This is a genomic window from Phormidium sp. CCY1219, from assembly GCF_055795085.1.
Genome location: NZ_JAYFEQ010000658.1, coordinates 1 through 14,387 on the forward strand (window position 1 = coordinate 1; position 14,387 = coordinate 14,387).

Here is a 14,387-nt window from a genome sequence, read left to right on the forward strand (position 1 = left end):
TTGGGATTCATTAAAATTTGTTGGCATCCAAACATTTTCTTCACCTCCTTATGATATTATACAGCACAAAGCCTTATAATGTCCAACGAATATAATTGCGGGGAACCCTGGGTCAGTCGCTCGGCTTATATCCCCACGGATAAATCCGGGGGCTTTACGCCGATTCTCGGTAACCTATTCGGGTAAAGCGCGATAAGTGGCAATCACCATCAACAACAGAACCACGGTCCAGGACCAATCGGGGATAGCATCCATAATAGACCAAACCCCTCCCAACAACACGCCAAACAGTTCTAGAAAGTAAGCAATCGCGATCGTGGCGATCGCAAACAAAATAACCGGAAATATTTGAGACATACCATTTCCTCTTCTTGTTCTTCGTTACCAGCAAGGGGATACCTTACGGATTTTGGACTTTCTTGTAACAGATTATAAAGGAAAATTTACAAAACGCAAAATCAATTATTATGAGCCACCAACATGATGAGGATCGTCGGGGATGAGACGCTTAGACGCCACCAACATGGCAAACACCACCAACAGCTTCACCAACCAGGGGGCTAACACCAAGCTAACCACCATACAAACCGCCGAAATCGATCCCGCCAATACGGCGGCAATTTCTTCGCGGGTGTCGCAAGACACGCAACCGGCACTCAGGGAAATCGCGAGGAAAATAATACAACCTACAGACATGATTCATTACCTTCGAGTGAAAAATATTACCAGTCCCGCACCCAAATTCTAGGTGCGAATTTTCTTATTTACAGCCTAAGACCGACACACCCGCTTGATTTCGCATCTGTGACAGGTTTTTATCTGTCCTCAAAAAAAAGACTGACATCTTCATTCCCTGAAGCTGTCGCCTTCTATTTTCCTCAAGACGCGATCGCCGTTTTGCTTGTTTCTTAGGCTACAAAGATAGCGTAGCCCTCTCGACTTTTTCCTCCGTGAAAACCCCTAACTTTCTTCCGAAAAAAAACGCCGGTTTTCCTGTAGGGATTTAGGCAAAAATACCCTCGCTTCTCCTGCAACCCCAATCCGATCCGGAACTTTAGCACAAGTGGATCGGATTTAAGTTTTCCCGTCCCATTTTGCCGCCAAAAAGCGGATAAGTCGATGAAATTTCCGGTACAAAATCGACCCACGGGGCGGAGAAAATGAACCGCCCCTGTGGCGAGTTCGTTACTCTTGAGAACCCTCGGCGGCGATCGCATCTACCTGGGCTAAATCCGGACCGTCTCCCTCGAATTCCGACGACTCCAAACAGAGGGGGTCATCGATTTGCGCCACAAACAATTCGTCAAGTTCTCCACTGGGGACCGCATCGCGCACGATCGCTTGCATCAAACGATTTTCCACCACCAGACGGCGATCGCGAATATACTCCAAAATTTGGTTTTCCTGAATTCCATACTCCTCCCGATGCTGATGGATCCATCGCAGGGCTAGCAACGGTGTGATATCCGCCCGATTCAAATCCACCCATTTCCCGCCGCGATCGCCGATCAGTTGTTGCAAATACCGATAAGCTTGCCAATGGGAAGGAATAGGACGATCGCGATCGCGAATCAAACAGCCGCAAGTCAGGGCAAACGTATTGTATTGCACCAACCGTTTTAACCCCGCCTCCACCTTTTTGGCGTGGTTATCCTGTAACACCGCCACGGCGATCGCCACTCCCTTGCCCGCGCCATATCCCAGCGCTCTAAAATTCAAATACCCCCCATTGCGGTAATGGCGCTGAATTTCATCGCTGACGTCGTGAATCGTCACTTCGCCAATTTCCTCTCCCACCGCGCTGTAAAACGCGAAGTAAAGCGCATCGCCAATCCGGGCGTTATCGGCAAAAATCTCTGGATTCTCCACCGCTGCGATCGCTGAAACCCAGGCAGTTTCCACCTGTTCGAAGGGGTCATCTTCCACCGGGCGGAAATTTTCCGCGCACCATTCCAGGGCCTCGCGCAGGGTCAGCTTTTCGCGCGCCAGGGCTTCCAGTTGACCGGCGTCAAAGGGATAAATCGGCGTCGGCGGAGTTAAATTGTGACGACGATAATACCCTTGCAACCACTGCCTCACCAACTCTACTACATTTTCCCCGGCGATCGCCCGTAACTGCATCGGTTCTTTGTGCTTGCACAGATATGCCGAAATTCCTTGGGGAAGGGGTTCTACCCTGGTTTTCCAGGTTTCTTCTGTCATCACATTCAGGATGACAATCCCGCGATCGAGGCGCGCCCTCGGAACCGTATCCCAAATCCGCTTAATCAAACTCGCCACCACTCGTTCCCGTTTCAACCCCGTCTCGCTTTTATCTCTCGCCTCCACCTGGTCAAAACAAATCATCAAGGGGTAATAGGCGCTAATTATCTCGAACAGATGCACCAGATTCTCCCAGGCATCCGCATCCCGATGCTCCCGGGGGGGATTGGGCAATCCCAACTCCTCGGCTTTGGCTTGGCCAATTTCTTGACCGGAAAGCCATTTTATGCTATAGGGAGCTTGGGCGTTGCACAAGGTCCAAATAATCGCCCGCACTAAATCCGGATCGCCGAAGTTGGGTTTGAGGAGGAATTGGGCATTGGTAAGGCGATCGACCCAGGCTTGATTTTTGGCCAGGGAATTGGCATTGAGTTTGGCGGAAAGTTCCGAGGGAGAAAGGATGCGGGGGTCGCAATGGAGCGATCGCAGCGCTGTAGAGGCGATCGCGGCGGCTAAGCACTGCCACTGCATGACGCCGCCACTCCCGGTATGGCGCAAACTCTCTACCACTCGTTGCAAAAACTGATAGCGCAGCAGATTGATGTCGGTAAACTGACCGGCATTGATGTAGGCAAACAACGCCCGGGCATCTCGTTGCACCTGATGGCGCAGATGAGCGATCAGATGGCTTTTGCCGGTGCCTGGGTTGCCGAGTACGGCGATCGAATTGAGGGGAGATTGCCCCTGGCGCGCTTGCTGCAGGGCTTGCAGGACCACGCGAGTGGCACAATCGTTTAAGCTGGATAGATTGGGTAGCTGCGATCCCCAGATTTCTCGATCGCTGACGCGCGCCGAGAGGGGAAACGGATTGTCCGTGGCGATCGCCGCATTGAGTGCTTTGATGGAAGAAATCGAACGACTGGGCATAGCAAAGTGCTGGTGTTGGCGGGTCGAAGCCATCTTCGGGTTCTAATTAAAGTGTGCCTCTTTTTTTCCGAAACCTGACGTAACGGCGAAGACCTATTCGCTACCAGAGTTCCTGCCCGTTGGCACTCGCGCGGGAAAAGACAAGGCGCGAAAATCGAGCCAAATTCTCAATTCTTAATCCCGATGCTCTAGGAACTTTTACCCAGAATTGCTTTGGCTTGTTCTAGGTGTTCGCAAACTAATTTACCGGAAGCGAGAAAGGCTTGGCGTTCTTCATCGGTGAGGTCGAGTTCGATAATTTTTTCGATTCCACCACATCCCAACAGGCAGGGAACGCCGAGAAATAGATCTTTCAATCCATATTCACCCTCGAGGTAGGCAGCAGCAGGAACGATGCGGGATTGGTTGAGTAATATGGCTTCGATGGTCAGGCAAATCGAAGAGGCAGGAGCAAAGTAAGCGCTACCGGTTTGCATCAGTTCGACAATTTCCGTGCCGCCGTGGCGGGTGCGTTCCACTAGGCGATCGATGGTGGGGCGATCCATCAGTTCCGTTAGAGGAATGCCGCTAACGGTGCAGTAGCGCGCTAAAGGCACCATCAAGTTGCCATGATCGCCGAGTACCATTGCGTTGATTTCTTGGATGGAAACCCCTAATTCCATCGCCACGAAGGTTTTAAAGCGGGCGGCGTCTAAAATGCCGGCCATACCGATGACGCGGCGACTGGGAAGCCCGGTGGCTTCCCAGGCGACATAGGTCATCACGTCTAGGGGATTGGTGACGACGATTAAGATGGCATCGGGCGATCGCGCGATCGCTTGTTGGGCAGCTTCGCCAACAATTTTGGCATTGACTTCGATTAAGTCATCCCGGTTCATCCCGGGTTTGCGCGGACGCCCTGCCGTAATTACTACGATGTCGGATTCGGCGGTATCCTCGTAGTCGTTGGTGCCCACAATCCGGCGATCGTGCCGTTCTACCCCCCTGGCTTCCATCAAGTCTAGGGCTAGCCCTTGCGGCATTCCTTTCACTACGTCCAGCATCACCACATCGGCGAGGTTTTTCTCGGCGACGCGCTGGGCTAGGGTGCTGCCGACTTTTCCCGCACCAATAATCGAGACGCGGGGACTTTTGCAAAACTGGGGACGGAAGGGGGCAGAGGTCATAATTTCCCTTGGGATTGGCGGAGTGCTTATTTGAATTCTTCCAGTTGGTCGATCCGCAGCCAAATGTTCGGGGTGGGGACTTGGCCGAATTTCACTAGGGCATAATCCCCTTTGGTTTCTAGGACTTCGCCTTTGGTTTCAAAGATATAGGGCGAAAAACGCGAATCGCTGGCTTTGGCTTCTAGACTATTTTCTAACTTTTCGCGCACGGCGCGAACCTTAGTTCCTCTTTTGACGGCCATAATTGTCTGGGTAATGTTTAGAAATGTTTCTGGGGACTATTTTAATGCCCGATGGCGCTCTCGCTTCGCCCGGGCGCTTTTTTGCCTATCGGGTTTGGTCTATGCCACTCATAATTGGGGCAGGTTGCATGAGGGCGATCGGCGGTTTCTTAACTTTCGGATATATTCCGTAACAATTTTTTACATTTTGGCGGGCGGTTTGGCCTCCCGGGCGCTGGATTCTCCATTCACCCCTGGGGCTGACAGTGGGGACAAAAATGGGTGGAACGTCCGGCGAGTTTCAGGCGTTGGATGGGGGTGCTACAGCGGCGACAAGGTTGGCCGGTGCGGTTATAAACCCAGGCGACGCCGGCATAGTTACCGTTCACGCCGAGGAGGTTGAGAAAGTTGCTGAAGGTGGTACCGCCGGCGGCGATCGCTTCTTGCAAGACTTGGATAATGCTGTGGTGCAGGCGATCGATGTCGGTGGGGGTCAGGTCGCTGCACAGTTGGGTGGGCGCAATACCGCTGAGAAATAACGCTTCATCGGCGTAGATATTGCCCAACCCGGCAATGATGGATTGATCCAACAGGGCGGTTTTGATGGGTCTGCGCCGATGGTGCAGGGCGTGGCGCAGGGTGTCTGGGGAAAAGTCTGGGGAAAGGGGTTCCGGGCCGAGTTTTGCTAGGCCGGTGATGATGGTTTCTGGGGCCGTATGGGGCGGAACCCACCACATTTTGCCGAAGGTGCGCTGGTCTACGAAGCGCAATTCGCGATCGCCGGTGCAGAAAATGCGGACTCGGGTGTGTTTTTGCAGGGCCTCCTGGGGATGGAGCCACAGCAGTTGGCCGCTCATCCGCAGGTGAACCCCCAGCCAACCCCCCGGTGTGTGGGAGGAGTTGGCAGAGGGTCGGTGCAGTTGGGCGAGCAAATACTTTCCGCGTCGGTGCCAGAAAGCGATCGCGCAACCTTCCAGTGCTGCCAAAAAATCCACAGCAGAAACCGGGTGGGCAATGGTTCGCGATCGCAACACATCTCCCCCCCGTATGGTTTCGCCGAGGGTTAATTCGGTTAAACCTCGGCGTACTGTTTCGACTTCTGGCAGTTCCGGCACCAGTTAGCGGGCGTCAGTTCCCTGATTGGGATCGCCCTCGACGTTGGTGCTACCCAACCCGGTTTCGGGTTCGGCGGTTTCCTTCGCCCCGCCACCTTTGCCACGTGGGGCACCAGCGCCGGTTTTGCGCGCCCCCGCCGCTGTGGTGGTTTGCTTCCCACCGCCCGTGGCAGCAGTTTTCTTCTTGCCTTTCGGTGCTTCCACTTCGACTACTTCATCTTCGCCGAAGTTGTTGGTGTTGACGCCGGCGTAGTTGACTTTCTCAAAGCGGACGATCACCGGGTAGATGATGCCGCTTTGGTCTACGCTGGCTACGGTGCCGACGTCTTGATACCAGTAGGACTCTTTGCGCAAGATGCGGACTTTAGAACCACGTTGAACCATGAGTGCTTTTCCCTTTTATGAATGCAACAACAACAAGTTAAAGGAGAATTGTTTTTCAGCGTACTACTCTCTCGGGAGAGTCTGGCACCCTTTCATCTTTAAGTTTTGTTAACTATTCCCGCCAGCGCACTTCCACGAAGTGCCCGGGGCGACCCCACATGTCCCGGATGGGGGAAATGTTTTCAATGGTTAGGTTAAAGGGAATGGCGGTGGTCACGTACCGTTGGGCAACGATTCCCACGTCGGGAGAAAGTTGGGAGGCAGTGGTGGCAGCTACGCCAATGCCCAAGAGTTGGGACAGGGGATCCCGGGGCAACACCATCGTCAGCCCAAAGGCAAGAGAGGCGGTGAGTAGCATTCCGACGGAGAGATTGGTGCCGCAGCGCGGATGCACGGCGAGGTCCCATTCTCCTCGGGTGAGGCGATCGAGGGCGCGATGCGCTGCACGTCGGACATCGGCAGCGTTTACTTCGCCGTAAAGGTAAAATCCGCGATCGGTGGACATTCCGCCTAAGCCTTGGTTATCGCGCGATCGCGGCGCTGCAGCAACCCCCACCTCGGAGGTATTCGGGTCTTCGCTCAGTACCCACACCGTGGCATGTTCTAAGGCATGAACTTGCCGCACGGCTAGCAGTTCTTTTAATCCGGGGATAAAGGGCAGTTGCGCGAGTAAATCTGCATCCTGGGTCGGTTGCGGAGCAAATTCAAACGGCAACTGATTCGCCGGGGCGGAAGCAGGAGTGGCGTTGGTCATCGCAGCAAGTCTCCAAAGGGTTGAAACGCATCAGTTTTTCTCATCTTAACCACTAGGATAACGAGTCTGTCTGCACGCACCGGCGATCGCGCCTTTTTTTTCGGCATTTTTTGCCCTTAGTTTTTGTAAATTTCTCCCCTCAATTGCCCCCTTTGTCGATAAAAATTCCTCGGCTGTCTTTCACCCCCCTCTCTGTGACCCGTTACCTATAATCTATTATCCGCTGTTTGCCTATTTTATCATTAAATCGCCGCTTTAATCCCCGATTTATTGTTAGCGTCGAACCCTGATTTTTTGTTGTTTAATCTGAGGGTATCTTTTGAAGAATTTAGAGGCGGGCGATTGAAATCGCGCCTGGGCCGGCAAAGTCCGCCTACGCGGACTAAATTTTATCTCGTTCCCTGGTAAAGCCAGGGAACTTATCCCCGGAGGCTCCGCCTCCTCACCGGAATCGAAGAAGCGGGGGATTGAAATCGCGCCGAGGCACAGGCATTCGTGTGGCCCGGGACAACAGCGCTATAGTCTGCCTACGCAGACTAAATTTTGTGCCATTTATCCCGGTAACTATGATATAATATCGGAACACGGCACTGCCGTGTCCTGACTGCGAGCGATTTTTGTACCGAGAGAATTGCGATCGCTCATTCAAAAAATGGCAATTACAGATTCAGCGTATCGATAGTTTCCCGCATCACCGCCCCCGATTTTTGCAGCAGTTCTTTCTCTTTCGGCGTCATAGTGAGATTTACGATGCGCGTCACTCCCTGGCGATTTACCACCGCAGGTAAACTCAGGCACACATCATTAATCCCGTGAATGCCATTAATCAGAGAACTCACCGTCAAAATCCGGTTTTGATTGCGTAACATCGCCTGTAAAATCTGCGTCACTCCCAACCCGATCGCGTAAGAGGTCGCCCCCTTGCGCTGAATCACTTCATATGCCGCATTTTTCACCTGGGAAAAAATATCCTGCAGCAGATTGGCATTCTCCGTAGAACAATCATCGATTCCCGCTTCCCCGCACAAATTCATCCCGGAAATATTCACCTTGCTCCACACCGGCACCTCGCTGTCCCCATGTTCCCCAAGAATATAAGCATGCAGACTGCGCGGGTCGATTTGTAACTTATCCGCCAATAAATACCGGAAGCGTGCCGTATCCAGCACCGTCCCCGATCCGATAACCCGATTGCTGGAAAAGCCCGATAATTTCAAGGTGACATAGGTCATAATATCCACCGGATTCGTCACTAAGAGTAAAATTGCATTGGGACAATATTTCACCACATCTGGAATCAAGCTTTTGAAAATCTCCACATTGCGATGCACCAAATCTAACCGCGTTTCCCCCGGTTTTTGCTTTGCCCCGGCGGTAATCACCACCACATCCGGATCCTGACTTTCTTCTATGCTTCCCGCTCTCACTTGGGTGGGCGACACAAAGGGCAGCCCGTGGAGTAAATCCATTACTTCCCCTTTCAACTTTTCTTGGTTGATATCCACCAACAGCATCTCGTCTAAGGTATTTTGAATCAGCAGGGAATAGGCGCAAGCCATCCCCACTTGACCCGCACCAATAATCACTCCCTTAACGGGACGACGATTGCTCATCCCTTCTGCACCAGCGTCCCCTAAAGGGGTAAATAAATGTTCGAACATTACCTTTTCTTTCCGTCTATGACTTCTGCCCGTTAGGATAGTCTTTTTCCACTGATTTCGCACCCTTCTCAAGAGGGAGGGCGATGCCACAGGGGAATGAGTTATGATGAAAAATCCGACCAGAACGATCGCGCGGCTTGACCCCCCGATCTGGTGGGCGGAGTTCCCCATGCGAGTGAGTCAGTGGGTGGTTTTTTGCAGCCTACAGGGTGAGGGTTGGTTTCAATTTTATGCTAAAAATGAATGGCGTAGATAAGGCGATCGCGCTCTTGTTAGGGGAAGCAGCGGAAAACTGTTATCTCCATCAGCGAAAGGCGAAGTGCGAGGAAAAAACCCTGGGGGTTGGACTCCCAGCTTCCCGTTATTATGGATGAAGTCGGCTTCGTAATCGTTCCAACTCCGATGAGTTCAATTGATGTCTCGCATTTTTCATCCCCTGAACTAAAGCATCAAATTCCGCCACTATCGGCTCACAGCGATCGATCCACGCCTCAAAAAAATCGCCGCGCGTCAGATAAGAAATACCGAGATCGCAAGCCACCTCGCAAGCCCGATCGTCGAAAGATATAAAAACGGCATCGTTTGGGTAACGCTGTATCAACACCAAACAAGCCGCTTCCCCGACATCGCATCGATGGGATATCTTTGACGAAGTATCTCTCGCCGATCGAGTTCTTCTACAGTTAATCGATCCACAACCAGAGTACCGCGATCGAAGTGTTCCTCTAATTGCCTTGCATTTTCCAAGAGGGTTTGATAACGCTTAGACTGAGCTAGAGTCTGGCGCTTGGCGTAGCGCAGACCCCGCGCGAATTCACTTAACCCCTCATCATTGTTTTCGAGGGGATACTCTCGTCGTCTCGGTTGTAGACTTTGGCGGGGAACCTCGCAGAGGAAACATCGAGCGCTTCTAGGAGGATGTTTATTCCTTGCGGATGAGCGAAGCTCATGACCCGTAGAACAACTGTATCTATGATTAGATTGTTCATGGAAAATTTCAAAAACATTGTTAAAATGCAATTTTATATAGCCATTAGTTTAACACAGCGTTATAATCATTGGTAGAGGTCTGTAAAACGTTGGGAGGCTGGAAATGAAACCATTTGCCCAGATCCCATAGCCGATGGCTGTTTCCGAACCTTCGATCGCCCGCGATCGCAGATTCGGTCAATCCCCCTCTCGCCTGAAGTATGATGTCTGTCATTCCTAGGGCAGAATTTTGAAGCTCACAGAGGCAGATCTATCCCCCACCGAAGGATCCACCGAGGCAGACCCTCTTTGGCTGGATCCGGGGTAATCGGTGATACACTCTGGCATCTGGCGAAACGATACCATTAAATTAAAATGATGAATTACGAAAAGTTAGGTCAGCAATTGCGGCTGGCGCGCGACCGATCGCAAATGACTCAAACCGAGGCGGCTCAACTGATTGATGTCACGCCATCTGCTCTCAACCAGTACGAGAGCGGTAAGCGCCGAGTGGACGCTTTGACTGTAGAGCGTTTGGCACGACTGTACGGAGTTCCGATTCGCTATATATTCGAGGCGGAAATTCCCTCGCGAGACTGGGAAGATGCCTTGCGTCTCGATTCACAGAATATTTCTCCTTCCAGTAAGGCGGGAATTGGACGGCTGATGGAAAAGGTGTCGGCTCTAGAAGAATTATACATGCGGATGGAAATTCCGTTTCCGGGTATTCCTCACTCACCGTTTCCTCCGGTTCCCGACGATCGCTTGGCTGAAGCGCAGACGGCGATCGCTTCTGCCCAAAAGGCGCGATCTCATTACCATTTGGGAATAGCACCCCTGTTGGATTTGCGAGGTTTCTTGGAAAGCCGGACTTACCATATTTTTATGCTTCCCTTTGGTCAAGAAGCAAACGCGATTCGTGGACTGTTTTTCCTTCACCCAAACCTGGGATATATTGCAGTTTTGAATGAAGAATTATCCAGGAGCGATCGACACTTGACCTTAGGGCATTTATTCGCTCATAGTCTCTACCAAAACCACTGGCCCGCTATTTTTTGCCGCCAAAACGATACCCGTTCTCTGGAGACATTTGCTAACCGCTTTGCCGCCTATTTCCTCATTCCTTCTGAGGCGTTAATCGAGCGTTTGCAAGCTCATCAAATCAAGGCAGTTGCCAATCCGGCAGATGCAATCCATCTGGCGCGTTATTTTGGCGTAAGCTATGAAACGATGCTTTATCGATTGAAGGAAGAATCCTGCTTAACCGGCTCTCCGGAACGGTGGAATAAAGTGCAGCCGGAAGTGTTAGCCCAAATGCTCGGCTATTCCCCTAAACCGAATGAATCGGATCGGCCATTTATGACGATAGAAGACCGTTTGCCACGCATTTTTATCGAACTTACTTATCGTGCAGTTGCATCAGAAAAGCTTTCCCTGGGATCGGCTGCTGAAATCTTAGGAATCAGCGAGTTTGAATTGGAGGAGCGTCTATACTTTGAAGAGTCCGAGGAGAAAGTCGCGGAAACTCATAAAATACTCCAGGTGTAATCCTCAGCAATGAGCGATCGCATTGCCCAAGTGAGTGTTTACCCTCCCTCGCCCCCTGAAGGTTACAATTTTCTTAAGGGGGCGATTTCCTCGGTATCGCGCACACCCAATCCTGTTATAATACCTAAATCGTTCCTCGGGAGCGACGAAGACCCTTTATCTCCTGCCATATCCCGATGATGTACTATTGTTTAATTGGCTTTACGTTTCGCACGATCGCCTGTGCCGCGATCGGATCCTGGATGAACCTTGTCCCGTCCCCCCAGAATTGGCGATCGAAATTATTTCTTGCGACCAAACCTTTGGCGAAATCAGCGCCAAAGCGGTAGATTACTTAAATGCGGGGGTTTCTCGCGTCTGGGTTATCGATGCGAAAGCGAAAACCGCGACCATTTTCTATCCCGATCGCCCCCCACAAACGAAAGGCGGCGATGAAGTAATAACCGATTCGTTATTGGTAGAATTGCAAATCACACCGGCGCAGATTTTCCAGTCAGCCGGGATTCCCTAGGTTGGGGGTAAATGTGTGAATTCACCCTGGTGCAACAATCATCGGTTAAAAAGCAACTCAAACTGAAAAAATACCAATTTAGCCTATATATGGCCGCACCTTTTCCATTATGTTTAGAATACCACAAAATCGAGAAATTTTGACGAGTTTTGCGATAAAATTTTCTTATACTTTGGCGGATTGGATAACGCGAGCGCTTTTTTTGTCAACCGTAGGGTGAGTGACCCCCGCCCTGCAATTCGTGGGAACATCATCCCATCCACCTCGGGGGTCGCGCACCAACCCTGACCAAACCCAAAAAAAATAGCCCGCCGCAGCGGACTATTTTGGCGTAGCGGGAGAGTTAGGTCTCCCGACTACACAGAGGAATTACTTCTTCAGCGATTCTTCCAACTTGGCAATGTCGAGCAGGGTCTTCATCACGGAGTCGGGGTTCAAGCTGATGGAGTCGATACCCAGTTCCACCAAGAAGCGGGCGAATTCGGGATAGTCGGACGGTGCTTGACCGCAGATACCGATCTTGCGATTGTTCTTCTTGGCTTTTTCGATGACCATTTGAACCATATCTTTAACCGCTTTGTTGCGTTCGTCAAAGATATGTGCCACCAAGGAGGAGTCGCGATCGAGACCCAAGGTGAGCTGAGTCAGGTCGTTGGAACCGATGGAGAAGCCGTCGAAGATTTCGCTGTACTGATCCGCCAGAATGACGTTGCTGGGGATTTCGCACATCACGTACACTTGCAGGCCGTTTTCGCCGCGCTTGAGACCGAATTTTTCCATCGTCTCTAGCACTTTGCGACCTTCAGCCGGGGTGCGGCAGAAGGGAATCATCGGAATCACGTTCGTCAGACCCATTTCATCGCGAACCCGTTTCAGGGCTTTACATTCCAACCCGTAGGCTTCGGCGTAGTTCGGGTCGTAGTAACGGGAGGCACCGCGCCAGCCGATCATCGGGTTTTCTTCTTTCGGCTCGAATTGCTTACCGCCTAACAGGTTCGCATATTCGTTGCTCTTGAAGTCGGACATGCGGACGACAACCGGATTCGGATAGAAGGCGGCGGCGATCGTGCCGATACCATGTGCCAGTTTGTCTACGAAGAATTCCGGTTTGTTGTCGGGATACAATGCCGTGAGTTTGGCAATCTCTTTCTTGACGGATTCATCTTCGAGTTTGTCAAAGTGAATCAATGCCAAGGGGTGAGCTTTGATGTGGTTGGCAATGATGAACTCGAAACGAGCCAAACCAATACCATCGCAAGGAATGGAGGACAGACCGAAGGCTTCTTCCGGGTTGCCCACGTTCATCAAGATTTTGGTCTTGGTGCGCGGTAAGTTGTCGATTTGGGTTTCTTCGACTTCAAAGGGAATCATGCCTTTGTAGACTTTCCCTTCTTCCCCTTCGGAACACGAAACCGTGATTTCTTCTCCAGTCTTGACGTCGCTGGTGGCAGTTCCGCAACCGACGATCGCCGGAATACCCATTTCCCGGGCGATAATCGCGGCGTGGCAAGTCCGTCCACCTTGGTTGGTGACGATCGCGCTGGATTTCTTCATAATCGGCTCCCAGTCGGGGTCCGTCTTGTTGGTGACCAGCACTTCACCTTCTTTAAATTCGTCGATCTTGTGGACGTCGAGGATGACGCGCGCTTTACCTTGGCCGATCATTTCGCCCACGGCGCGACCCCGGGAAACCACATCGCCGGTGCCTTTGAGTTTAAAGTTGCGGATGACGTTGCCGGCTTTTTGCGATTGCACGGTTTCCGGACGCGCTTGCACGATGAATAAGTCGCCGGTAATCCCGTCTTTCGCCCACTCGATGTCCATCGGGGTTTCTTTGCCCCGGGCGGCGCTATAGTGGTCTTCGATGATGCAGGCCCATTTACCCAAGGTCAAAATTTCATCATCGGTGATGCAATATTGATTGCGTTGGGGTTCGGGAACCGGGACGTTCTTGGTGAGCTTGGAACCGCCCACGTCATACACCATCTTGATTTCTTTACTGCCCAAGCGTTTTTCCAGAATCGGACGCTTGCCTTCTTTTAAGGTGGGCTTGAAGACGAAGTATTCGTCGGGGTTGACGGCACCTTGTACCACGTTTTCCCCTAACCCGTAGGCGGCGGTGATTAAGGCGGCGTTCTTAAAGCCCGTTTCGGTGTCGATGGAGAACATGACCCCGGAGGTTGCTAAGTCGGAACGCACCATTTTTTGCACGCCGACGGAAAGGGCAACGCTGAATTCGTCGAAGTCTTCGCGTTTTTCAGCGTATTGGTGTCGGTAGGAAATCGCGCGATCGGTAAATAAGGAGGCGAAGCACTTGTGGCACGCTTCGAGTACCCCTTTCACGCCTTGCACGTTCAGGTAGGTTTCTTGCTGTCCGGCGAAGCTGGCATCCGGTAAGTCTTCGGCGGTGGCGCTGGAACGCACGGCTACGTCAAGGTCGGTGCTGAAGCGCTCGCACATTTCTTGGTACTCTGGCCCGAACCGCTTGCAAAATTCGGTGTTGCTGCCATATTTTTCGCACAACTTCAAATACGCTTCGGCGATCGCATCGTCGAGTTCTTTCGGGAACGGCGTGTTCATCACCATTGCCCGGGCTTGCTTTCCCCGTTCCCGCAGGTTGTTCAAATCGTTGAGATCTAAGTCGGAGAACAACTTCCGCAGCTTGTCTTCCAACCCGGCTTTTTCAATGAAATATCGATAGGCATAGGCGGTGGTGGCAAAACCGGTGGGTACGTTGACGCCTTTGGACGCGAGCTGTTGGATCATCTCACCCAAGGAGGAGTTTTTCCCTCCCACTAAGGCGAGGTCGGCTAACCCGACTTCTTCAAAGGTCAGCACTAATGCTGTTTCCTTGGAACCTTTGGATTGTTGTTCTGGCGCTGTAGAAACCATAGAATTCGTCTCCCGTTAACTGATGCTCGTTTTAACA

General features: G+C 51.8%; 12 protein-coding genes. 2 read left to right on the forward strand and 10 right to left on the reverse strand.

Annotated features, from left to right (window positions below; all coding sequences use genetic code 11):
• Positions 1–174: 174 nt before the first annotated feature.
• From AC0QH1_RS19000 to AC0QH1_RS19040, 9 genes are all read right to left on the reverse strand, one after another.
• Entirely contained in the window at positions 175–357 is a 183-nt protein-coding gene (locus AC0QH1_RS19000; protein WP_324632837.1) for a hypothetical protein, read from the reverse strand.
• Positions 358–465: 108 nt separating this feature from the next.
• On the reverse strand, positions 466–696 hold the full coding sequence (locus AC0QH1_RS19005; protein ID WP_324632838.1) for a hypothetical protein: 231 nt from the start codon (positions 694–696) through the stop codon (positions 466–468).
• A gap of 489 nt (positions 697–1,185) precedes the next feature.
• Positions 1,186–3,162, reverse strand: a complete 1,977-nt coding sequence (locus tag AC0QH1_RS19010) for an AAA family ATPase (RefSeq protein WP_324632839.1) — start codon at positions 3,160–3,162, stop codon at positions 1,186–1,188.
• Positions 3,163–3,317: 155 nt separating this feature from the next.
• Positions 3,318–4,295 carry a malate dehydrogenase gene (gene mdh, locus AC0QH1_RS19015; protein WP_324632840.1) on the reverse strand — a complete coding sequence of 326 codons (978 nt, stop codon included), beginning with the start codon at positions 4,293–4,295 and terminating at the stop codon, positions 3,318–3,320.
• Positions 4,296–4,321: 26 nt separating this feature from the next.
• Positions 4,322–4,537 carry an NAD(P)H-quinone oxidoreductase subunit O gene (gene ndhO / locus AC0QH1_RS19020; protein ID WP_324632841.1) on the reverse strand — a complete coding sequence of 72 codons (216 nt, stop codon included), beginning with the start codon at positions 4,535–4,537 and terminating at the stop codon, positions 4,322–4,324.
• 227 nt (positions 4,538–4,764) lie between these two features.
• Positions 4,765–5,631, reverse strand: coding sequence for a DNA-formamidopyrimidine glycosylase (locus AC0QH1_RS19025; RefSeq protein WP_324632842.1), 867 nt, complete (start codon positions 5,629–5,631; stop codon positions 4,765–4,767).
• Positions 5,632–5,634: 3 nt separating this feature from the next.
• Complete coding sequence (locus AC0QH1_RS19030) at positions 5,635–6,015, reverse strand: photosystem I reaction center subunit IV (protein WP_324632843.1); 381 nt, start codon at positions 6,013–6,015, stop codon at positions 5,635–5,637.
• Between the two features lie 112 nt (positions 6,016–6,127).
• Positions 6,128–6,769, reverse strand: coding sequence for a DUF6391 domain-containing protein (locus AC0QH1_RS19035; protein WP_324632844.1), 642 nt, complete (start codon positions 6,767–6,769; stop codon positions 6,128–6,130).
• Between the two features lie 659 nt (positions 6,770–7,428).
• Positions 7,429–8,430: an L-lactate dehydrogenase gene (locus AC0QH1_RS19040; protein WP_324632845.1), complete on the reverse strand. Its 1,002-nt coding sequence runs from the start codon at positions 8,428–8,430 to the stop codon at positions 7,429–7,431.
• Positions 8,431–9,774: 1,344 nt separating this feature from the next.
• Here AC0QH1_RS19040 and AC0QH1_RS19045 point away from each other — a divergent pair.
• Both AC0QH1_RS19045 and AC0QH1_RS19050 read left to right on the forward strand, forming a co-directional pair.
• The gene (locus AC0QH1_RS19045) at positions 9,775–10,947 is read left to right on the forward strand and encodes a helix-turn-helix domain-containing protein (protein ID WP_324632847.1); all 1,173 of its coding nucleotides are present in this window, start codon (positions 9,775–9,777) and stop codon (positions 10,945–10,947) included.
• 187 nt (positions 10,948–11,134) lie between these two features.
• Positions 11,135–11,458 carry a Uma2 family endonuclease gene (locus tag AC0QH1_RS19050; protein WP_324632849.1) on the forward strand — a complete coding sequence of 108 codons (324 nt, stop codon included), beginning with the start codon at positions 11,135–11,137 and terminating at the stop codon, positions 11,456–11,458.
• A 369-nt stretch (positions 11,459–11,827) separates the two neighbouring features.
• Here the strand turns inward: AC0QH1_RS19050 and ppsA are convergent, their stop codons facing one another.
• A complete protein-coding gene (gene ppsA / locus AC0QH1_RS19055; protein WP_324632850.1) occupies positions 11,828–14,350 on the reverse strand; it encodes a phosphoenolpyruvate synthase in 2,523 nt (840 codons plus the stop codon).
• Positions 14,351–14,387: the final 37 nt, after the last annotated feature.

Excerpts from the sequence above, each read along its gene's own strand:
- AC0QH1_RS19000 (WP_324632837.1), bottom strand. The coding sequence starts at position 357 with ATGTCTCAAATATTTCCGGTTATTTTGTTTGCGATCGCCACGATCGCG.
- AC0QH1_RS19005 (WP_324632838.1), bottom strand. The coding sequence starts at position 696 with ATGTCTGTAGGTTGTATTATTTTCCTCGCGATTTCCCTGAGTGCCGGT.
- AC0QH1_RS19010 (WP_324632839.1), bottom strand. The coding sequence starts at position 3,162 with ATGGCTTCGACCCGCCAACACCAGCACTTTGCTATGCCCAGTCGTTCG.
- mdh (WP_324632840.1), bottom strand. The coding sequence starts at position 4,295 with ATGACCTCTGCCCCCTTCCGTCCCCAGTTTTGCAAAAGTCCCCGCGTC.
- ndhO (WP_324632841.1), bottom strand. The coding sequence starts at position 4,537 with ATGGCCGTCAAAAGAGGAACTAAGGTTCGCGCCGTGCGCGAAAAGTTA.
- AC0QH1_RS19030 (WP_324632843.1), bottom strand. The coding sequence starts at position 6,015 with ATGGTTCAACGTGGTTCTAAAGTCCGCATCTTGCGCAAAGAGTCCTAC.
- AC0QH1_RS19035 (WP_324632844.1), bottom strand. The coding sequence starts at position 6,769 with ATGACCAACGCCACTCCTGCTTCCGCCCCGGCGAATCAGTTGCCGTTT.
- AC0QH1_RS19040 (WP_324632845.1), bottom strand. The coding sequence starts at position 8,430 with ATGTTCGAACATTTATTTACCCCTTTAGGGGACGCTGGTGCAGAAGGG.
- AC0QH1_RS19045 (WP_324632847.1), top strand. The coding sequence starts at position 9,775 with ATGATGAATTACGAAAAGTTAGGTCAGCAATTGCGGCTGGCGCGCGAC.
- ppsA (WP_324632850.1), bottom strand. The coding sequence starts at position 14,350 with ATGGTTTCTACAGCGCCAGAACAACAATCCAAAGGTTCCAAGGAAACA.